This is a genomic window from Flavobacterium selenitireducens, from assembly GCF_014748335.1.
Taxonomy (GTDB): domain Bacteria; phylum Bacteroidota; class Bacteroidia; order Flavobacteriales; family Flavobacteriaceae; genus Flavobacterium; species Flavobacterium selenitireducens.
Genome location: NZ_JAAVIY010000011.1, coordinates 39,021 through 60,116, shown reverse-complemented (window position 1 = coordinate 60,116; position 21,096 = coordinate 39,021). Strand labels below are relative to the sequence as shown.

General features: G+C 49.1%; 21 protein-coding genes. 10 read left to right on the top strand and 11 right to left on the bottom strand.

What is annotated here, in order from left to right:
• Positions 1–44: 44 nt before the first annotated feature.
• The 4 genes from HC229_RS14315 to HC229_RS14300 all read left to right on the top strand — a co-directional run bounded on the left by HC229_RS14315 (position 45) and on the right by HC229_RS14300 (position 3,131).
• On the top strand, positions 45–410 hold the full coding sequence (locus HC229_RS14315; RefSeq protein ID WP_191021188.1) for a group III truncated hemoglobin: 366 nt from the start codon (positions 45–47) through the stop codon (positions 408–410).
• Between the two features lie 136 nt (positions 411–546).
• The gene (locus HC229_RS14310; protein WP_191021187.1) at positions 547–1,608 is read left to right on the top strand and encodes a 3-oxoacyl-ACP synthase III family protein; all 1,062 of its coding nucleotides are present in this window, start codon (positions 547–549) and stop codon (positions 1,606–1,608) included.
• 118 nt (positions 1,609–1,726) lie between these two features.
• Positions 1,727–2,251: a methyltransferase domain-containing protein gene (locus HC229_RS14305; RefSeq protein ID WP_191021186.1), complete on the top strand. Its 525-nt coding sequence runs from the start codon at positions 1,727–1,729 to the stop codon at positions 2,249–2,251.
• A 31-nt stretch (positions 2,252–2,282) separates the two neighbouring features.
• Complete coding sequence (locus tag HC229_RS14300) at positions 2,283–3,131, top strand: glycosyltransferase family 2 protein (protein WP_191021185.1); 849 nt, start codon at positions 2,283–2,285, stop codon at positions 3,129–3,131.
• A 2-nt stretch (positions 3,132–3,133) separates the two neighbouring features.
• Here the strand turns inward: HC229_RS14300 and HC229_RS14295 are convergent, their stop codons facing one another.
• Entirely contained in the window at positions 3,134–3,991 is an 858-nt protein-coding gene (locus HC229_RS14295; RefSeq protein ID WP_191021184.1) for an NmrA family NAD(P)-binding protein, read from the bottom strand.
• A gap of 223 nt (positions 3,992–4,214) precedes the next feature.
• Between HC229_RS14295 and HC229_RS14290 the strand changes: the two genes are divergently transcribed.
• The 4 genes from HC229_RS14290 to HC229_RS14275 all read left to right on the top strand — a co-directional run bounded on the left by HC229_RS14290 (position 4,215) and on the right by HC229_RS14275 (position 6,806).
• Positions 4,215–4,745 (top strand): DUF2975 domain-containing protein, encoded by a 531-nt coding sequence (locus tag HC229_RS14290; RefSeq protein WP_191021183.1) that lies wholly within the window; start codon positions 4,215–4,217, stop codon positions 4,743–4,745.
• Positions 4,745–4,954, top strand: a complete 210-nt coding sequence (locus HC229_RS14285) for a helix-turn-helix domain-containing protein (protein WP_191021182.1) — start codon at positions 4,745–4,747, stop codon at positions 4,952–4,954. Before HC229_RS14290 ends, HC229_RS14285 begins: the two co-directional genes overlap by 1 nt.
• A 323-nt stretch (positions 4,955–5,277) precedes the next feature.
• Positions 5,278–6,027, top strand: coding sequence for an MlaE family ABC transporter permease (locus HC229_RS14280; RefSeq protein WP_191021181.1), 750 nt, complete (start codon positions 5,278–5,280; stop codon positions 6,025–6,027).
• Positions 6,024–6,806, top strand: coding sequence for an ABC transporter ATP-binding protein (locus HC229_RS14275; protein ID WP_191021180.1), 783 nt, complete (start codon positions 6,024–6,026; stop codon positions 6,804–6,806). The genes HC229_RS14280 and HC229_RS14275 overlap by 4 nt, the downstream gene beginning before the upstream one ends.
• Here HC229_RS14275 and HC229_RS14270 read toward each other — a convergent pair.
• The 8 genes from HC229_RS14270 to HC229_RS14235 all read right to left on the bottom strand — a co-directional run bounded on the left by HC229_RS14270 (position 6,803) and on the right by HC229_RS14235 (position 15,373).
• On the bottom strand, positions 6,803–9,997 hold the full coding sequence (locus tag HC229_RS14270) for a T9SS type B sorting domain-containing protein (protein ID WP_191021179.1): 3,195 nt from the start codon (positions 9,995–9,997) through the stop codon (positions 6,803–6,805). The genes HC229_RS14275 and HC229_RS14270 overlap by 4 nt on opposite strands.
• A gap of 81 nt (positions 9,998–10,078) precedes the next feature.
• Positions 10,079–11,140, bottom strand: a complete 1,062-nt coding sequence (locus tag HC229_RS14265) for a mannose-1-phosphate guanylyltransferase (protein ID WP_191021178.1) — start codon at positions 11,138–11,140, stop codon at positions 10,079–10,081.
• A gap of 50 nt (positions 11,141–11,190) precedes the next feature.
• Complete coding sequence (locus tag HC229_RS14260) at positions 11,191–11,805, bottom strand: SprT-like domain-containing protein (RefSeq protein WP_191021177.1); 615 nt, start codon at positions 11,803–11,805, stop codon at positions 11,191–11,193.
• Positions 11,802–12,476 (bottom strand): SDR family NAD(P)-dependent oxidoreductase, encoded by a 675-nt coding sequence (locus tag HC229_RS14255; RefSeq protein WP_191021176.1) that lies wholly within the window; start codon positions 12,474–12,476, stop codon positions 11,802–11,804. Before HC229_RS14255 ends, HC229_RS14260 begins: the two co-directional genes overlap by 4 nt.
• 50 nt (positions 12,477–12,526) lie before the next feature.
• Entirely contained in the window at positions 12,527–13,159 is a 633-nt protein-coding gene (locus tag HC229_RS14250; protein ID WP_191021175.1) for a hypothetical protein, read from the bottom strand.
• Positions 13,156–14,187, bottom strand: a complete 1,032-nt coding sequence (locus HC229_RS14245; protein ID WP_191021174.1) for an ATP-grasp domain-containing protein — start codon at positions 14,185–14,187, stop codon at positions 13,156–13,158. The genes HC229_RS14250 and HC229_RS14245 overlap by 4 nt, the downstream gene beginning before the upstream one ends.
• A 2-nt stretch (positions 14,188–14,189) precedes the next feature.
• Positions 14,190–14,900, bottom strand: a complete 711-nt coding sequence (locus tag HC229_RS14240) for an NRDE family protein (RefSeq protein ID WP_191021173.1) — start codon at positions 14,898–14,900, stop codon at positions 14,190–14,192.
• Positions 14,888–15,373, bottom strand: coding sequence for a DinB family protein (locus tag HC229_RS14235; RefSeq protein WP_191021172.1), 486 nt, complete (start codon positions 15,371–15,373; stop codon positions 14,888–14,890). Before HC229_RS14235 ends, HC229_RS14240 begins: the two co-directional genes overlap by 13 nt.
• 309 nt (positions 15,374–15,682) lie before the next feature.
• On the opposite strand from HC229_RS14235, the gene HC229_RS14230 reads away from it, so the two are divergent.
• Both HC229_RS14230 and HC229_RS14225 read left to right on the top strand, forming a co-directional pair.
• Positions 15,683–15,985 (top strand): hypothetical protein, encoded by a 303-nt coding sequence (locus HC229_RS14230; protein ID WP_191021171.1) that lies wholly within the window; start codon positions 15,683–15,685, stop codon positions 15,983–15,985.
• 163 nt (positions 15,986–16,148) lie between these two features.
• Positions 16,149–17,492 carry a sigma-54-dependent transcriptional regulator gene (locus HC229_RS14225; RefSeq protein ID WP_191021170.1) on the top strand — a complete coding sequence of 448 codons (1,344 nt, stop codon included), beginning with the start codon at positions 16,149–16,151 and terminating at the stop codon, positions 17,490–17,492.
• Between the two features lie 377 nt (positions 17,493–17,869).
• Here HC229_RS14225 and HC229_RS14220 read toward each other — a convergent pair whose 3' ends face one another.
• On the bottom strand, positions 17,870–20,275 hold the full coding sequence (locus tag HC229_RS14220) for an ATP-binding protein (RefSeq protein WP_191021169.1): 2,406 nt from the start codon (positions 20,273–20,275) through the stop codon (positions 17,870–17,872).
• Between the two features lie 124 nt (positions 20,276–20,399).
• The gene (locus HC229_RS14215; protein ID WP_191021168.1) at positions 20,400–21,086 is read right to left on the bottom strand and encodes a DUF4397 domain-containing protein; all 687 of its coding nucleotides are present in this window, start codon (positions 21,084–21,086) and stop codon (positions 20,400–20,402) included.
• Between the last annotated feature and the right edge of the window lie 10 nt (positions 21,087–21,096).

Sequence of the window (21,096 nt, the reverse complement as noted above, 5' to 3'; positions counted from 1 at the left end):
AAACTTAATGTCCTCAACGTCCTTAATGGTTTAATTTTTTTATCATGCCCGATATCCAAAACAGACAAGATTTAGAATTACTGCTCGCACGGTTTTACGACACGCTGTTGCAAAACCCGGAAATGCATCGGATTTTCATTGACGTTGCCAAAATCGACATGGCCGAACACTTGCCTACCATCACCGATTTTTGGGAACAGGTTTTGTTGCACAGCGGCGTTTACAAAAAAAACGTCATGCAGCTTCACGTCGAACTGAACGAAAAAGCCAAGCTCTCACCCGGACATTTCCAAACGTGGCTCAAAACGTTCGAAGCGGCCGTGAACGAGAATTTCTCGGGCGAAAATGCCGAAATAGTCAAGACGCGGGCGTTGAGCATTGCCACGATAATGCAAGTCAAAATCCGATGATTCTGGACTAAAATTTCGGCATCCGTTTTTTTGCTTGGTATTTGTTGAAAAAATCGCAATTTGTGCTTCGTTTGTACTTTTTCGCCATCCGAAAAGGTTATTAAAGTTACCTTTATATTAATTAATTGCCATTTGCATGAACGTCAGAATAACCGGTTCGGGAAGTTACATCCCTGAAGTAGCCATGACCAATGCCGATTTCGGCCAGCACCGATTCCTCAACGAAGACGGAACACCGCTCCACTATCCTGGCGAAGTGGTCATCAAAAAATTCAAGGACATTACCGGAATCGAGGAAAGACGCTATGTTTCGGATGATTTGCACACGTCCGACATCGCCTTTCTCGCCGCCGAAAAAGCCATTGAGAGCGCAGGAATCGATCGGGAAACTATCGATTACATCATCATGGCCCACAATTTCGGGGACGTCAAAAAAGGCGCGATTCAATCGGATATGTTGCCGAGCCTTGCCACGCGTGTCAAATCGAAACTGCGAATCAAAAATCCGAAGTGTGTCGCTTACGATATCCTTTTCGGCTGTCCCGGATGGATAGAAGGCGTGCTTCAGGCCAATGCGTTCATCAAGTCCGGAATGGCCAAACGTTGCCTGGTTATCGGGGCCGAAACGCTTTCCAGGGTCGTCGACGTCCACGATCGCGATTCGATGATTTATTCGGACGGAGCCGGCGCGACCATCGTCGAAGCAAACGGAGACGAGGAAGGCCTGATTTCATACGAAAGCGCGACGTTCACTTATGACGAGGCCTATTTTCTCTACTTCGGGAATTCCTACAATAAAGAACTCGACCCGGATGTGCGTTATATCAAGATGCACGGCCGAAAGATCTATGAGTTCGCACTCAACCAGGTTCCGCTTGCCATGAAATCTTGTCTGGAGAAAAGCGGCATCGCCATTTCCGAAGTCAAAAAAGTGCTCATCCACCAGGCCAACGAAAAAATGGACGAAGCTATCATCGAGCGGTTTTACAAGCTTTACGGACAAAATCCGCCCGAGGGCATCATGCCGATGTCGATCCACAAATTGGGCAACAGTTCGGTCGCGACGGTACCAACCTTATACGATTTGCTCGTAAACGGAAATTTGGAAGGCGACCATCAGTTGCATAAGGGCGATGTGCTTATCTTTGCCTCGGTTGGCGCGGGCATGAACATCAACGCATTCGTCTACCGTTATTGATTTTAACTTTTAGGAGCATTTTCCCGCTTTGCGCTATATCTTTTAAAACCTCAAAGGTTTTGAAAACCTTTGAGGTTTTAAAAGGATGCCGCTGCAATCGGGGCTAGGCAATCGACACATGTACGAAAATACGTATCCAGACAAACGCTTCCGTCTCACGTTGGCGTTCCTCAAAAAACACGCTTCAGCCGACGGGAAGATCCTCGATCTCGGCGTCGAAAACCCATTTTCCAAAATCATGAAAAGCGAGGGTTTCAACGTCATGAATACCACCGGGGAAGACCTTGACAACGACCAGTCTGCGTTGCAAAACAGCGACTACGACATCGTGACGGCATTTGAGATTTTTGAGCACCTGCTCAATCCGTATACCGTCCTGGAGCAAATAAAATCCGAAAAGCTTTTTATTTCCATCCCGATGCGGCTTTGGTTTTCGCCGGCTTATCGCTCCAAAACCGACCCTTGGGACCGCCACTATCACGAATTTGAGGACTGGCAGCTCGATTGGCTTCTAGAAAAAACGGGCTGGAAAATCATCGATCGGCAACGTTGGACGAATCCGGTGAAAAAATTCGGGATACGGCCATTGTTGAGGCGCTTCACAAATCGGTATTATATCGTATACGCGGAGCGGGTTCAATAGTTTAAAGTTTAAGGTTTAAAGTTGTGTTTCGATGGATTATACGGTTGTGATTCCTGCGTTTAACGAAGAAAAATTCATCGCGCTGACGTTGGATTCGCTTGTGGCGCAAACCAAATTGCCAACCGAAGTGATCGTCGTAAACGACAACTCTACCGATTCTACGGCTCGAATCGCAGCGGAATTCGCGTTGAAACATCCCTGGATCAAATTGGTGAATACGACATCTGAAGCCGTACACTTGCCTGGAAGCAAAGTAATCCGGGCGTTTGAGAAAGGCTTTGCCGTGGCCAACAAAAATTTTGACGTCATCGTAAAAGCTGACGCCGACCTGATTTTCCCGAACGACTATTTCGAGAGAATCCTCGCAAAATTCGCGTCCGACGAAACGATCGGAATGGCCGGCGGATTCGCTTACATCGAAAAAAACGGCGACTGGATTTTGGAAAACCTGACCGATCACGATCACATCCGCGGCGCGTTCAAAGCCTACCGCAAAACGTGTTTTGAGCAAATCGGAGGGTTAAAACCCGCCATGGGCTGGGACACGGCAGACGAATTGCTTTGCAAGTTTTACGGCTGGAACGTCGTCACTTTACCCAAACTAAGGGTAAAACATCTCAAGCCAACCGGTTCCACTTACGACAAAACGGCCCGCTACAAACAGGGCGCGGCTTTTTACACGTTGGGTTACGGGTTGCTGATTACCGCCATCGCCTCTGCAAAACTGGCGATGCGCAAGAAAAAACCTTTGTTGTTTCTCGACTACGTGAACGGTTTTCTCAAAGCCAGATCCGAGCGCAAAACCATGCTTGTCACGCCCGAACAAGGTCGGTTCGTGCGCGCGTACCGATGGAAAAAGATAAAAGAAAAATTACGCTGATGTCAGCCGGACTGTCGCACTAAATCGGCGACATATTCGGCTAAAGTGGTCGTACCCTTAGTCGGGCTGTCCGGAGTTTCGAGAGTGTCGAGTGTTGCTTGCGTCATATTGGCCATCGATTTCGCCGCGGCCGTCGAGAATCCTGAACTTACCATGAAATTTTCCCAGTCTTGCGGCGGTATTTCTACTACCTCAACCGGCTTTTTAAGCACGTCAGAAAAGGCGTCCGCAACGTCCTGAGGGGAATAATGCCGCGGGCCTTCGACATAATGCAACGGTTGGATTTCGTCATCGATGAGTCGATCGGCGGCAAGCTTGGCGATATCGGCCGGAGCTACCATCGGCAGATTAAAATCCTTCGGGAAAAACGAGTATATCTTTCCTTGTTTTTCAGCCGATTCTAGCGCCATATCCCAATTGGAAAAGTAATATGCGCCTCGAATGATTTCGTGCGGAATCGATGTACTGCCCAACTTTTTTTCGAGTTCATAAAGAACGTCGAGGTCGCCGAGCTCGTAGCCGGGTTGCGCGCCGTACGTAGATTCGGCAACGATCTTTTTGAGCGTCCCGTTCTTGACGGCGTCGATGAGCACCTGAACGGATTGCCGTTCTTCCTGGGATGGATTTCCGGAAATGTCGCCCGGCGGGTTCAACAGGTAAAATTTGTCGGCACGGTTGAGCAGCCCGCGCAGTTTTGAGGTGTCGAATATGTCGATGACCGCCGCTTTTGCGCCCGCCTTTTCTATTTGGGAGACGTGGCCCTGCTTGCTTGTCAAACCGATAACTTCCTGATTGCGTGAGACCAATAGTTTTATAAGTTCGGAACCGATGTGCCCCGTTGCAGCTGAAACGACTATCATAAAATTGCCTTTTTCCAAAGATAGGTGCATTGCTTTTCAATACGTTACAGGATTTGACCGTTGGCTTTCGCCATTTGCACCAGGACAGAAATCACAATAGGGAATCGATTCAAATCCCAACATCAAACTCGTAATTCAAAATATTTTTATTGTTTTTTAAAACTAATTTATTGTTTATCAATAAATACATTTATATTTGCTTCATAATTAAAACCCGGAGATTATGGAAAACAGAAAAATTTTAAGGTTCCTGCACGTCCTGGCCTGGATATTTTTCATCGGAATGTGCGTGGAAGCGGGCAGTTTTCTATTCAATATGATTTATACCCTGGCGTTTCAGCCGCTGGCCGCCGACTATTTACCGCTGACCGACCTATTGAGGTTTGGCAAAACCTATTTCGCGCTGATGTTGTCACTCATGACGGTCGCCGCAGTTCTCAAAACATTGGCGTTGTATCGTATCGTGATGATTTTTACCGAAAACAAACTCGATTTACGCACGCCTTTCAATGTTGAGTTCGGAAGGTTTGTTTTCAGCCTATCGTATCTCACGCTCGCTATCGGCATCGTTTCGGTAATCGGCGCCAAGACCGCACGATGGATTGCCGACCAGAACGTCTTCCTGCCCGACCTCGGAATTCTGCGACTTGCCGGAGCCGACGTTTGGCTCTTCATGGGCGCGACATTGTACGTCATAGGATTGATTTTCCACCGCGGTGTCGAAATGCAATCCGAAAGCGAACTCACGATCTGATGGCGATAATCGTAAACTTAGACGTCATGATGGCCAAGCGCAAAATGTCGCTTAACGAGTTATCTGAAAAAGTAGATATCACGTTGTCGAATCTCTCTATCCTCAAAACCGGAAAGGCAAAAGCGGTGCGTTTCAGCACGCTTGATGCGATTTGCAAGGCGTTGGATTGCCAGCCCGGGGATATTTTGGAGTTTCGGGAGGACAATTAGCGAATTTGAAAATTTGAAAATTAGCGAATGGTTTGAGTGAGAGATGCTTTTCGTCCCGAAACGGCGTTTAGCATTCAATCGAACATATTTTACCTTCCATCTCAAACTATTTTGTTTTAGTTTCCGGTAAACAGACGACGGGAGCGCAAGTGCTTTTGCTGAAAAATCAATATGCTACCATCTCATTTCAGATAATCTTATGTCAATTGCCAAATTGCTTTGACCTATTCGTTTAAAGCTTCGGTTGCCAATTCGCTAATTCGCTAACTCGCTAATTCGCTAGTTCGCAAATTAATCCGTATTTTAGCACATATTTCACGCCCATGATCCTTACGCGCTGGCTTACACAGATCGGTAAATACTTTTTGATGGTCAAGGAAGTCTTCCGAAAACCGACCAAAGCAGCGGTGATGCGCGGGCTGATCCTCAAAGAAATCGACGACCTGATAATCGGGTCGCTCGGAATTGTCGCGTTCATTTCGTTTTTCGTCGGAGGCGTCGTCGCCATCCAGACCGCTTTGAACCTCACCAATCCTTTAATCCCGAAATACCTCATCGGATTCGCCACGAGACAATCGGTTATCCTCGAATTCGCGCCCACGTTCATTTCCATCATCATGGCGGGTAAAGTCGGGTCGTTCATTACTTCAAGCATCGGAACCATGCGCGTTACCGAACAGATCGACGCTTTGGAAGTAATGGGTGTCAATTCCTTAAATTACCTTGTTTTCCCAAAAATAATCGCGCTGCTGTTTTACCCGTTTGTCATCATGCTCTCAATGTTCCTGGGCATTCTCGGCGGCTGGATGGCAGGCGTTTACGGAGGTTTTACGTCAAGCGCGGAATTCATTTCAGGAATCCAGACGGAATTCATCCCGTTCCACATCACGTACGCCTTCATCAAAACGTTCGTATTTGCGATCATCCTGGCAACCATTCCATCGTTTCACGGATTTTACATGAAAGGCGGCGCGCTCGAAGTCGGGAAAGCAAGTACGACTTCCTTCGTTTGGACGTCCGTGATGATCATCCTGGCGAATTATGTACTAACCCAATTACTCCTGAGCAAATGATAGAGGTAAAAGAAGTTGTCAAGTCGTTCGGAGAAACAACGGTTCTCAAAGGGATCACCACGACATTCGAGACTGGTAAAACCAACCTTATCATCGGCCAGTCCGGATCGGGAAAAACGGTTTTGCTCAAGAGCTTGCTCGGAATCCACCGTCCGGATTCTGGAAAAATACTTTACGACGGACGCGCCTATTGGGCCATGACCGAAGACGAAAAACGCGACCTGCGCACCGAAATCGGAATGGTTTTCCAGGGAAGTGCGTTGTTCGATAGTATGACCGTGGCGCAAAACGTCGGATTTCCTTTACAGATGTTTTCCAACAAGTCGAAAGGCGAAATCAAAGACCGTGTAGACGAAGTCATCGCGCGCGTGAACCTCATTGACGCGCACCACAAAAAACCTTCTGAAATTTCAGGCGGGATGCAGAAACGCGTCGCCATTGCAAGGGCGATCGTGAACAATCCTAAGTATTTGTTTTGCGACGAGCCGAATTCCGGCCTCGATCCAAAGACGTCGACCGTCATCGACAACCTCATCCAGGAAATTACGCACGAATATAGCATTACAACCGTCGTGAACACACACGATATGAACTCCGTAATGGAAATCGGCGAAAAGATCGTATTTCTCAAAGAGGGTATTTTGGCCTGGGAAGGCACCAAGAAAGAGATCTTCAAAACCGATAACGCGGCGATCGTAGATTTCGTCTATTCGTCCAACCTTTTCAAAAAAGTACGGAAAGCGCAACTTCGCGAGGACAAAGGCGAAGCTCCCGCTTAGTCGCGCAACAGATACACCCAGCCGGTCCTTTCCTCTCCCGTTGCATTTCGGATGTGATAATAATAAGTCGCACTTGGCAGGTCGTTCCCGTTTTTGGATTGACCGTGCCATTGATCGACATAATTGTCCATTTCGTAAACGACCATGCCGTAGCGGTTAAAAATCTTGACTTTCAGCCCGTCTCCGAACCCACCGAGGTCGAATGTGTCATTAGCGCCATCCCCATTTGCCGAAACGCCTTTCGGGATTGAGCATATGGTGACGTCGACCGTTTGGGTGAACGTTTCCGAGCAACCCGCGGCGTTCGTCACGGTAAGCGAATATTCCCCGGGATGTTGACCCGTAATGTCCGTTGGATTTTCAGATGAACCGAACCCATTCGGTCCCGACCACACGTACGTAACGTCATCGCCATGAGCGACCGCTGTTGCCGTAATCATCATTTTGTCGTTGGCGCAAGCGGCCGAAAGCGCAAATTCGGGCAATTCTCCGATAACGATCTCGATCGGCATCACATCCGAAGCACAATCACCCAAAAAAGCCTGTACGGCATACGTACCGTTATTTGCAGAAGTAGCGTTCGGAACGCTTGGATTTTGCTCAAACGACGTAAATCCGTCAGGGCCCGTCCACACATAGGTCGCGCCCGGTATGGTCGTGGCAAGCAATACAATATCACCTTGTTCGCAAACGTCCTGTTCAAGGAATGGGATAGGATTCTCGGGCCTCGGATGCAAAACGAAGGTGTGGGTCGATATGGCAGGGGCGCCGCATTCCGAAGTTTTAGTGTACGTAAAAGTGTACGTTCCGGCCGCTGCCGACGACGCATCCCACACATTACCCGCGATCGTTCCCGATTCGGGATTTCCTGCCCACGTACCTCCGGTTTGGAAATTTCCTACAAGAAACGCGTTGAGATCCACGACGCCCGGACTGCCGCAATATTGCTCGTTACTGTCTTGTCCGGCGGCGGCGGCCGGGATGATATCGGTCACGACATAAGAAAGCGTCACGTTGATGCACGATTCCGGGTTATCGGTAAAAATCGTGACGTAATAAGTTCCGATGTCACCAGCCGAAAGCGCCGGTATCTCAAGTATAGCGGACGTTCCCAAAACGGGGCTTCCGCCCTCAAAATACCAACTGTAGCCAAGGTGCGGAAGATTCGGCACCGAAAGCGTCAGCGGCTGGCCCTCGCAATTGCCCTCGCCGGTTATCTGCATCGGATACGGTTCTGCGATCTCAAAGACGCGGTTTACGATGTTGCCGCAAACATCCACGACCCGGAAATTGTAAACGCCGGGAAGCAAGCCGGTGAAAGTTGGGGAATTCCCATTGTCAACGACAAAAGGCGCGGCGTTGAAATGGGTGATTTGATAAGACATCGGCGCCATTCCGACGGCCTCTACCAAAACATCGAAGTTGCCGCCCGCGCAAACGAAACTATAAGTGTCCAGGATAACCGGAGCCGATAAAATGTCGAACGTTTCGAGGATTTTGAGGCAATGACGCAGTTCTTCCGCTGTGGAATACGACACTTTGTAAGCGACAAGGCGCATCTTGCCGGAAAACAACAGGTTCAGGTTCATCCCGGGTTCGATCTGGAACGAGTTGGAATTCGTTGGAGCAAGCCCTTCCGTATACAAAACTCCCGTTTGGGGATGTCCCCATGCGTCGAATGCCGGGAAATATTTTTGCAGCCAGAATGCAGGGGCGTTCGCGCTGTTGTCCGAATAGGTCAAATCAAGATTGAATGAGCCGCAATTCTGGGTAATCACCGTTTGGCTTTCTATGACAAGCTCCGGTATTTCGACGGGAAAATCCCATTCGTTACCGCAACTGTCGGTAAGGTGAAAAACGTAGCTCCCGGCGACGAGGTCGGCAAGGCGCAAGGCGTTCGTGCCATCCAGGGCGTTCGCGAGGTTTTGCGGAAGCGTTCCGAAATATCCCGTCGGAGCGGAAACCATTTCGATAAGGACTATGTGCTCGAAAGCCCTGATGTTGACCGAAGCCCTGCCGGTATCGCATCCCAGCGCGACCAAGGCAACGGGCGAAACCGGTGCCGGCTCTGTCACGGTCAACTCAAGTATATGTGGTTCCCCACAAGTATCATAAGCGGTCACGACATAATTTCCCGGAGGAAGCTGGGGCATGACGGCCGTGTTCTGGGTAATTTCCAGCTCAAACGGCAACTCGTTCTGGTACGCAGCGGGTGCAGCCGTCACAGTGGCGCCGGTCGTGTAATACACCGCATACGAAACCGAATCGCAATCTGAACCGGCGGGAGAAAAAATGGGCTCCAGATAATTGTTGGGGACCGTGCCCATATCGGTATAAGTGTGACCGCAGGCATCGGTAACCGTAACGCTGTAACTGTAGGTTTGGCCGGCGCTGATTATCATGTCTTCGGCAATCGTGACCGAGCTGTTCGCCCCGCCTGCAATGGTAAGCGTCGACGATTGGGTTTCACCTCCGGGAAGCGTCAACGTGTAGTGAACATCCAACGGGTAGTTGAACCCTCCGGTCGTCGAAAAATGCTGGCTGATGGCAATAAGATTACACGACACCATGACAGAGGTGGCGTTCGCCTCAAACCCGACGGAGCTTTCGGGAGCGAAGCTGAAAGTATAGGTCTGGACAACGGCTTCTCCGCATTGATCGGTGACGCGCACGAGGTAGACACCACCTTGGTTTACGGTAAAGGTATTTTGCGTCTGGGCGGGAAAGGTTTGGGGCCCGGACAAGATCTCATAGGTTTGAGGTTGACCGGAAGACACGCCCACGACGATATCCGCCGAAAGGCCGCATCCGTCCACTTGATGCAAGACGGCATAAGCGAGATCGTCCACGTTGTCGGCAATAATTACCTGGGCTTGTTGCGTTCCCGTTTGTGAGCCGAGCGTCTGAGTTGCCACAATGAGATAAGTTCCGGCCGTCAGCCCGACAAACGTCGCCGCCGATGTTACCGTTTCCGGATCTGTCGTATCGGGAAGCAGATAAATGCTGTACAACATCGTGGCTCCGGGCGTCGTTCCCGAAACGTTGAAAAAAACCGATCCGTTTCCCGAACAAGTTTCATCGGTATGGGTAACCGAAAAAGTAAAATCTGAAAGCTGGGCGAAAACCGACGTCGCGCAAAGGCACGCGATCAGCAGTAAAAGTTCCCTGAAATGCAAGTAATGCTCACGCATAAAAAATTGGTTTGGCTCGCCCGTAAGATACGAAACGATCATCGGGCGTGCATCTCCAATTTAGCAAATACAGGAATTCACTTATAATTCGTTGGCCATTCCCGTAATTCTTTTGATGTCCTGCTCTTTGCTTTTCGGATAAATGAGCAGCACATCCTGACGGTCGACGATGATAAAGTCGTCGAGCCCGTCTACGATAATGAGTTTTTTGGCGTCCGAACGGATAATGTTGTTGTTCGCATTTTCGAGTATGACCCTGGCGTTGACCACGGCGTTGTTGCTGGTATCCTTCGGAAGTTTTTCGTGCAGCGATCCCCAGGTTCCCAAATCGTTCCAGTCGAAAGTGGCCGGAAGGACGAACACATTTTCGGCGTTTTCCATCAAGGCATAGTCGATGGAGATATTTTCGGCCTCGGCGTAATGTTGTTCGATGAACTGTTTCTCGGATGCCGTGTTGTAGTCGGAATAGCCTTTTTCGAAAAGCGACAACATCCCAGGTTGGAACTGCGCAAAAGCATCCAATACCGTTTTGGCGCTCCAGATGAAAATCCCGCCGTTCCACAGGAAATTTCCGCTTTCCAGAAAGGTTTTCGCCGTTTCATAATCGGGTTTTTCGCGGAACTGGCTGACCTTCTTGACCTCGCCCGAATCCGATTTGTCGAACTCGATATAGCCGTAACCCGTGTTCGGAAACGTGGGCTGTATGCCGAGCGTCATCAAAGCGTCGTTTTCCTCGCAGAAGTCGAAGCACTTGCGGAGATTTTCTGTAAACGCCTGTTCGTCCTCGATCCAATGATCGCTTGGCGCGACGACCATCAGCGCGTCAGGGTTTTGCTTTTTGATTTTCAACGAAGCGTACAATATACACGGCGCGGTATTGCGCATCGCCGGTTCGAGCAACACCTGGTCAGGACTGACTTCGGGAAGCTGCTCTAATACCAGATCGTTGTATTTTTCGTTGGTAAGGATCAGTATGTTCTGTTTCGGGATAATGCGGGAAAGCCTGCTGAACGTCTTTTGGATAAGGGTTTCCCCAGATCCGAGCATGTCGTGGAATTGCTTTGGAAATTCGGTCGTACTAACGGGCCAGAATCGCGATCCTACGCCGCCGGCCATCAATATTGCGTAATAATTAGTATTCATGTTACTGTCTTGTGGGTGGTGTTCGGTGGTCGCAATAAAGCACTTTTTTTTTAATTGTGTTTCGATAATTGTTGCACCATTTCCACCTCTGCATTGGGATTGAAGAGATACATCCGTCCTGATTTCACCTCCACACATTCATACCGTTTGGTCCTCAGGGCGCCCTTTTGGAAAACCTTTCCGTTGTGTATCCGGAACAGCGCCCCGTAAGGCAATTGGAACACATATTCCCTGTCTTTTTTGTCGTCGAATTGCTTCAGCGCCAGCGAAAGCGTGGTATCGGTATCGCTGCTGGCGGACGGGTTGCGAAAGTGGCGGGCGAGCAACGGCAACAATTGGTTCGGAAAAATCTCGGGTCGGATGTAGGGCAACATCAACTTTTGGAATGTCGATTTCCATTCGGCTCCATGCGGCTTGATATCGCGACCGAATCTTTCGAATGCCACCAAATGCGAAATTTCATGGACGAGCGTGATCAGGAAACGGTATTTGTTGAGGCTGCCATTGACGGTTATCTCGTGTTTTCCGCTGTTCCCTTTGCGGTAGTCGCCATGGCGTGTGACGCGTTCGTTGACGATCTTCAGATGCACTTCGTTGGAGACGATAAGCTCGAAAATCGGCTTGACCGCGGCCTCAGGCAGATATTTCGCCAGCGTATCGTTCATGGCGTGGATAAAGCGACCTGAAGTACTTTCCCGTTGTAGTACCTGTTTCCGTTGAGCGTAAAGTCGAAAATATACTCGGCCATTTCGCTCGCCCTGACAGGAGCTTCGTAACCAGGAAAAGCTTCTGCCAGCATTTCCGTCTGGACAGATCCGAGTGCCAATACGTTGAAAGCGATGCCGCGTTCCTTGTATTCTTCGGCCAACAATTCCGACAAGGTGATCACCGCCCCTTTGCTCGAACTATAGGCGGCCAATCCCGAAAACTTCATCGTGCCCTGGACGCCTCCCATGCTGCTTATCGTAACGACGTGCGCCCCTTTTCCCATAAACGGCAAACAAATTCGGTTCAAGGCGGCAACGCCAAAAACGTTGACGCGATAAATGCGCTCAAAATCTTCAGTGGTGATTTGCTCGAATGGCTTGAGTAACAGGGCGCCTGCATTATGGACGATAGCATCGACGGTTTTCCAGCTTTCCAAAAATACCGATACCTGGTCAAGGCTTTCCGCTTCGGCCAGATCGACAGGAAAATACGTAACGTTAGGATTTTTTAGCAACTCCGGATGCGACTTGCGCGAAAGTGCCAGGACGTTGTGGCCGGCCGAGGCGAACAACTGCGCGAGTTCGAGACCGATCCCGCGGCTGGTTCCGGTAATGATGATGTTTTTCATACAAAAAATCTTCGAATGCCAAAGATACGGATTACCGTTTTGCCGAACCTTTATGTGCGTCTGTATTTGTCGTAGAACTTGTAGGATTGCCAAATCGCGAGTCCGAGGAAGATCAAAGGAATAAAGACCTTCATCAGGTAAAACGAGATGCCGTCGACGCTTTCGGCCAGGTAGTGCAGCCCAAGTATAAAGAGCAACATTCCGGCAAACGTACCTAAAAGCGCCCCGAGAATGTACAAATATTTGATGTTCGTTTTTACGAAGATCCATTTGGCGTTTATCAGATAAAGGTTCCATCCCGTCCAGAATGGCAATTGCATAAAATTAATGGCGTTGAGCACGGCACCGGCAACAAAAGGAGAATACTGTATATAGACCGGTGTTTCCGACCCTGATTTTTCAGGCCTTGCAAAAAAGTAAACGGAAAGTGCCACCATGAACACTATCGAAAACAGCTCCGTCGCTTTTACGAATTTTCCGCCTCGCGCGAGTTTTTTGGCGAACAACAGCGTCAGGTAGATCACGATGCTTTCCTCGGCGATGACGCCGGAGAGATAAGGCCACAAACGGGGAAAACCTCCGTCGGAAAAAATCTCGAATCCCACGACATTGATGTATCCCAAAGGCACAGAACCTATGAAACTGATACCGAATCCTACGGCTATGTTGCGCAATCCTTTCAAAATCCGTCGAATTTTTTATTGTGATCGATGTAATCGCGCAGTTCGCGCATGCCTTGTTTGTGGGAAAGGTACGGAACGCCGTTCCTGTGGTTGATCGCACTTATTTCGTACATGTACCGAACGTGGCGCATCAATTCCTTCCATCCGAAAAACAAAGAATGTTTAGGGTCGTAGATATGCGTCGGTTCGCTCGAAGCCCCGTTGATTTCCACCACCTGAAATTTCTCGGCGTTTTCGAAATCTGGCCAGTTGTCGAACATGATGTCGAGTCGGCCAAAATAAAAACCGGGAATCCGTAGGCAAATTTCGTTGATGGTTTGGGTCAGTGCCGGCGTTATCAAATGGCTCGCATCTGTGAATTTGCAGCCGCGGACGTGGTTGCCGTACGGCACGAGATTGCGTTTTTCGCCTGACAGGAGCACTTCGCCGAGGCGCTTCCCCATCTGCTTTCGGAGTTTCGGGATTTGCATCGCGTGGCGTGGATCCTTCCGCATCAGCGTTTCTATAGACGAGACGCCGTCTCCGGTGACGATCAGGAATTCCTTGGACACAATTCCGGTGATGCGCCCCATTTGCTGGTCCGGGTAACGCACATAAAAAATCCCGACCTCGTTTTGGTACGGAATCAAATCCTGGATCAGGAAGTCAAATTCGCTCCTGCCGGAATATTTGAGCAATTCCTCAAGCGTGTTGATTCTTCGGACGGCCGTTCCTCGTTGGCCCACGTCGGGCTTGAAAATCAACGGAAAATGTATGCCGGACGCGACGATTTTTTGCCGGATGACGTTTATCGAGGCGCAAGGCGGCAACAATTCCGTTTTGGGGAAGATGTGAGGCAGTAAATCGTATATCTGTTTTTTGGATTCCATGAAGAATCCTCCGTTGGCAATTGCCGGATTCGAGGCGTTGAAAAAGAACAAAGTGCGCGATTTCAGCGCATACCACGCCCATTGGAAGTAAACGGGAACATAGACGATATACGTAGGCCAATATTCCCAATGGAAAACTTTGTGTAGGAAAAGGCTCAAATTTAAATGCTGAGGCAGGTTGTTTTCGAAACAGTTTTTCCGATCAGGTCGCTGTGGCGGAATTCCACGTTTTTACCGTCAATTGCGGTTTGCGTAATGCTTAGTGTTTGTAGCGCGATGCCTTTGCGGTCGATGATCAGTCCGTTTTGGGTGTCGGAATTTTCGGTGTACCGATGAAAGCGAAACATATCGTCGGCATCGGGATTTGGATTTTTGTCCAGGAAATCGGCAAACCAGTCCTGGCGCCTCTCCCGGATTTCCTTCGGATACAAAGTAGACGACGACCAAATGTAGCGACCATTAACGTCGAGATCCTTTCGGAATTTCGAGGTTCCGTCCCAACGCAATTCGCAAAGCGTTTCCTGCTCAAAAAGGACGATCGTAAACGGTTCGATTTCGTCGAGGTCGATTGCCTCCCATCGCGCCATCGCAGATCCCGAAGACAGCAAATCGAGCACGATAAGACCGCGGCTAAGGCGATACGGTGGGCGATGTTCGTGGGCCTGGAAAGCGCCGTTGAGCAGGATCAGCACGTTGGCATGTTCGTCCGTGGCGAACCAGGTTCCTCCCGCGCGCGGATCTTTTGGGAACAACAATTTTTTTCCGTTTACCTCGTAGGTGGCAGGCTCGAGCGAAGGCCGACTGGTTTGCTCATCGCGATTGGAAGTCAGTATTTTTTTATCGGCCGAAGCCACAAACGTCACTGTGCACATTGATTTCGATACGCTATGGTTGATTTGGCAAGCCCGAAATCTTCGCCCACGTTGACATCCAGATGGCGCAATCCCACTTTGATGAGCGCCTGGTGATGAATGCTGTGCTCGAGATTGTACAACAGCTCGCGTTCGTAATTGGTCGGGATGAGTTGTTCGCAACCGTCGTTCATGAACCTCAGTTGCAAGTCCTTGTTTGGTTTCCCTACCGTTTTTTCAAGGTGGGAAATGGCCTCAAGCGCGGCTTCGGGCTGTGTTTGCAGTAAAATGTCGCGCTTGCGATTATCGTATTCGACCATGCCCGAAATATAGGCTTTTTCCAGACACGCATACAACTCCAAAATGTGCCGCACATGTTCGCCAATGGTAGCGTTGCCCAGCTCCGGAAAACGGCGTGTATAATCGTTTGGAGGCAACTGTAGCAGAAGGTTGGAAAGTTCGGCGAGATTTTCCTTGATTGCGGTGATCAGCATAGGCGTCGTTGTTGTGTGTTCCGGTTGTGATTTACGCAAAAGTAACGGAATTGGATGCTGCGAGTTTACAGCGCTCCGCAAATTGGCATACACAATTTCCATTTTATTCCAGATTTTACCCGAACTGTGGAATTTCCACAACCCAGGTCGGGGATTCTACAAAATTCGATTGGTCGCCGAAAATTACACATTAAACGCGATACATCCGCCATCTGTTGAAAGACAATAACTTACCATTCTACATCTGTTGATACAAACCATTTGGCACGATTCTGACTTATAACGGTTCAACAACACAAACTACGAGACATGAAAAAGTTACTTTTTATTTCGGCTCTTGTGCTTGGCTTTGCCGCAACGGCGAACGCACAAACCGAAAAAACGACGACGAAAACCACGATGGAGACTTCCACCACCAAGCAATATAAAACGATCGACAGAAACACCGTCTCTCCTACTGCTCTCGAAAAAATCGGGACCAAATATGGCGGGTACTCGATCCTGGAAGCCTTCCAAGCGCCGGATGGAGAGTACAAGCTCATCGTGAGTAAAGACAACAAAAAATCCACAGCTTATTTTACTTCAGCAGGTGAATTCCTAAAAGAAGAGTAAGCGTCAACGTAAGATTAGTTTAGTTAAATTGAGTGAATGAAGACACGTTTTCTTCGCATCAGGGAGGTATATTAATACCTCCTTTTTGTTTTTTATAACATTCCTTAACATTTGCGACAGGCTTTAAACTTTATTTTTGCCTTAAGCCGACCGCAACCGTTCAATGAGCCCGAAAATACTAGTAATTGACGACGACACTTCCTTTTGCATCATGCTCAAGACTTATTTGCAGAAAAAAGGTTTTGAGGTCACTAATGCATTTACCGCTTCAGAGGCGAACGAGTTAATTCGCAACGAGGCCTACGACGTCGTACTTACCGATATCCGCCTGCCGGACAGCGACGGCCTTGATGTCATGAAATCCGCAAAGGCCGCGTCACCTAAGACACAGGTAATCCTTATGACCGGTTATACCGATATCAAAGCGGCCGTAAACGCCATGAAGATGGGCGCTTTCGATTACGTCGGAAAACCGATCAACCCGGACGAAATCCTGCACACGATCCAACAGTCGCTGAAAAAGACAGCAAAATCCGATGGTTCCAACCTCGAGGCTTCACCAAGCGCAAAATCTACCGGAGACGAGGTCAGTTTCGTAAAGGGAGTCAGCCACCATTCGAACAAACTTCACGAATATATCACGCTTGTCGCTCCTACCAACATGTCGGTACTCATCATGGGCGACAGCGGAACCGGAAAAGAATACATTGCACATTCGATCCATTCCCAGAGCAAACGTGGCGGGAAGCCTTTTGTCGCCGTCGATTGTGGGGCGATTCCAAAAGATTTGGCCTCTAGCGAATTTTTCGGACACCTCAAAGGTTCCTTTACGGGAGCCGTCAACGACAAAACGGGTCACTTTGAGGCAGCGAACGGCGGTACGATCTTTCTCGACGAAGTCGGAAATCTGTCCTATGAAGTGCAGGTACAGCTGTTGCGCGCGCTTCAGGAACGAAAAGTAAAACCCGTCGGCAGCAATACCGAATTCAAAGTGGACATCCGGGTAATTGCAGCCACCAACGAAGATCTCGCCGAAGCCGTGCGCAAAGGTGATTTTCGGGAGGATCTCTTTCACAGGCTCAACGAATTTTCGATTCAGGCGCCGCGGTTGTCCGAGCGAAAAAACGACATCATGATTTTCGCCCATCATTTTCTCGCCGAAGCCAACCACGACCTCGAACGCGAAGTTGCGGGTTTCGATGAGGAAGTTACTCAATTGTTCCTTAGTTACGACTGGCCGGGCAACTTGCGTGAGATGAAAAACACGATCAAAAGGTCGGTGTTGCTCACGCGATCCGGATTGATTGCGACGGCTGTGCTTCCGCAGGAAATGTCACTTCCATCGGTTAGCGAGGAATCGGTCGCGCTGTACAAGGAAGACGAAGAAACCGCGATCCGAAAAGCGCTAGACCAAACGAATTTCAACAAGAGCAAAGCTGCGAGGTTGCTCGACATCGACCGCAAAACGCTTTACAACAAGCTCAAGCTCTACAATATCGATTTGTGAATCATTTGCGAAAATAAAAACCAGCGGCGAGCGAAGCGAGCCGCCAAACGCCTAGAAAGAATCCTAAAAATTCGCGAATCCGCGGCAAAATAAACACGAGTGGCGAAGCGAAGCGAGCCGCCAAACGCCCAGAAAAGAATCCTGAAAATTCGCAAATCCGCGGCAAAAATAAACACGAGCAGCGAAGCGAAGCGGAGCCGCCAAACATCCAGCACTTAATTTCCTTAATGCACTTAATGGTTTAACACCATACGGCGAGCGAAGCGAGCCACCAAACGTCCAGCAACTCCGCGGCAAAACCATACCAGCGGCGAGCGAAGCGAGCCACCAAACGAAGCGCAGCGAACCGCCAAAAGAACGGCCCAAAGCAAGATTACCTACTGCACCTGAAGCCGCAATTCCACAAACAATTCCTCCATTTTGCGGCAGATATCCGAGGTATATCGCACCAAATCCTGGCCGCTCATATCGAGTTTCCCATCTTCAATCGGCTCAAGCATCTGCACGATCGAAAACACGTCCATTTGCTTGAGCATCGGAATCATTTTGTGCGCTATCGTGCCCATCGCGCCCCAATTTTCTTCCGCGGCGGCGGCGATCAACACATCGCAATTCTCCTTCGAACTATCGATGAAAGTATTGACGATCAGCCGAAGCGAGTCCGGATCGTCTTGCGTAAACTGGTTCAGGGTGTCGAGGTTGAACAGTTTGCGGCTTTGCACATGGCTCTCGATCGCCTCGGGATGCGGAATTTCGGTATGTTCGAAAATGGCGCGCATCACTGCCAGCAACGCCTTGAGCTGAAGCGGTTTCGGATGGGAAGCTGTAAACCCTTTTGAAGTAAAATCTTCGGGCGTCAGATCACGTTTGCCGGTAAGCGCGATGACGGGCAAATCGCTGCTGTTTTCGATATTTCGGATGCGTTTCACGAGTTCAAAACCGTCGATGTTCGGCATTTGGATATCGCTGAGCACCAAATCGAACGAATCGCGCTCGAGCAAGGAAACCACGGCTCCAGAGTCAGATTCAGTAACGACCTCCACCGGATAATTGGCAAAGATTTCCTTCATGAGCGTGAGCTGCATCGCATCGTCGTCGACAATCAAAATCTTTTTGCCCTTGAGAAAGTCAGTCTCCGCTTCGCGCTGTTCCTTTGCGAACGACGGCGCCTGGATTTCAGAACGCACCTTGGGAACGCGTATCGTGAAAATCGAGCCCTGCCCTTCCTGGCTCTCCAGTCGAATATCGCCTCCAAGCAGTTGCAGCATGCGTTTGGCAATCGTCAAGCCAAGGCCAGTGCCTCCGAACTTCTTCTCGATTCCGGCATGGGCTTGGGTAAATTCCTCAAACACGTGAATTTGCTGCTCGCTGGCAATCCCGATTCCGGTATCGATGACCGAAACGGCAATAAATTCGCCATCGGTCGCAGCCGAAACCTCAACCGAACCTTCCTGGGTAAACTTTATCGCGTTCGAGATCAGGTTGGTCAGCACTTGTCGCAAACGGTAAGGATCGGATATGAAATTGCCGTCGAGATCGTCCTCGATGTCCCAATTGAGCTCGATATGTTTGTTGTTGGCGTTGTGCTCGAGCGGACGGCAGGTATTCTCGATCAGGTCGCGAAAATTGAACGAGATTTTTTCTATCGTGATTTTGTTGTTCTCCAATTTGGAAAAATCGACAAGATCGTTGACGAGTTTTACGATGTACTGGGACGAATGCCTGATGTTCTCGATATATTGCCGCTGCCTGTTGTTCGGATCGGTGGCTTGCAGCAAATCAGCAAATCCGATGACGCTTCCCAAAGGAGTTTGTATGTCATGCGTCACTGTAGCCATAAGCATCGTCTTGCTTCTCAGCAGGTTTTCATTTTCGGTGTTGAGGATCTCAAGCTGTTGGCGATAGCGCTGGTTGATGCTCAAATCCCGGATGACGATCCAGGCGAATATGACCAGCAGTAAAAACGTCGCCGCACCTATCCAGGCCATCGTGCTGATCGTATTGTCTATTGCTTTGCGTGAATTGTTGATTTTCGCGTACGACTTTTCAAGTATTTCTTTCTCTAGTGTCGATAAGATCACACGCAAACGATCGGATAGTACGCGGTTTTCGTCCTGGAGCTTTTGCTCCTTTCGGAAAAGGTCGTACTTCATTTTGTTGTTGCGCACGATTACTTTGGTAAGCATCCGTTCGATATTCGTCGTGAGCTCATCGTTGGAAACCGGCAATTTGCTTAGCGAATCGAGCTCCTGTTTGGGGAGCACGTTGCGCATAAACTGGTAAAGTTGGTTATTGGTGCTGAACTCCACCGGTTTTACACTTTGGTTGAGCGAATCCTTGACCTTGGATATTTGAGCGACGGCCTTGTCGAAGGTGCTCTCGGCATTGTATTTCTTGCGGAAACCGATAATTTCAACGATACTGTTTTTCTTTCGCTTCAACAAACTTTGGATAGTGTCGAGTTTTCCGAGCTGTTCTTCGTCGCTGCTGAGCTTAATTTCTTCTATATGGACGTTGATGCCGTCGAGCATGCGATTGTAAGTGGCCAGATCACGTTGGGAGCCTGTAAGGATGGAATTGCGCCCGACGGCCTCGGCTGCGTACAATCCGGCGATGACGTCGCTGATCTTGATAATTTTTTTATTGTCGTCACTGTCGTTTGCGGGATTGGCGATCTTTAGTATCTCGGTATAAATGAACCAGACCGATACGACTGCAATTGCAAACAAAAGCAAGTAACCTAACAACACTTTTCCCTTTAACGCTTTGGGTTTTTGGCTCATGATTTAAAGATAACAAGATTTCGCAATCGCTCGCGGTTCAAACCGTCCATTGCTGCATTTCGTGCAAAAAAAAGCCCCGCCAGGAACAATCCGTGCGGGGCAAACATAAAACAAAATGATAGTGTCAGTAATTGTAAATGGCCTCAGCCGAAAAAGCGTCGTTGTTCCCGGCGGCAGGCGTGACGAAACCTTTTGTGTAAATGGTATAGATGCGGCCCGGATTAAGTTGGATGGTCTTCGTCGCAAGTTGGGTTCCGTCAGAGGTGCGTTTGAACGCGAATTCGTAATTCCCTGCAGGCAAGTCAGTAAAAGACGAAGCTTCTTTGAAAATCAGGTCCGACGCCACCTCAACGGTACTATCGAAAACATCGATCCCTTCAGAATCCGGGGCGAGGTTGATGAACCGGATGCGCGCTTTTCCCTGCGCAGGATTGATCAAAGTATCCTCATAAACCGCCAGCTCCAGATTTTCGGACGTATTAACCGCAAATACGGTAAAAAATTCCCCTATCGAAAGTGCGACTTCCGTCGAAGCCAAAACTTCACCTGTGGCATTCTTGACACTTATCGTACGGTTGCCTTCGTAGAAATTGAAATATCCCAATGCACTGCCAAAGTTAAGCGCATTGCTGTTGACCTGATTGGCGTCTGCGAAAAAGTACAAGTCTCCTGAATTAGGGCTCGCATTTCCTATGATGCCGTGAGCTGCCGTATCCTGGAGATAATATCCCTCGTCGTCGACGTTACAGGATGAAACCGCCAAAAGCGCAGTAATTCCAAAAATCATTTTCCAAATAAAACTGGATTTCATAGCTAAAAAA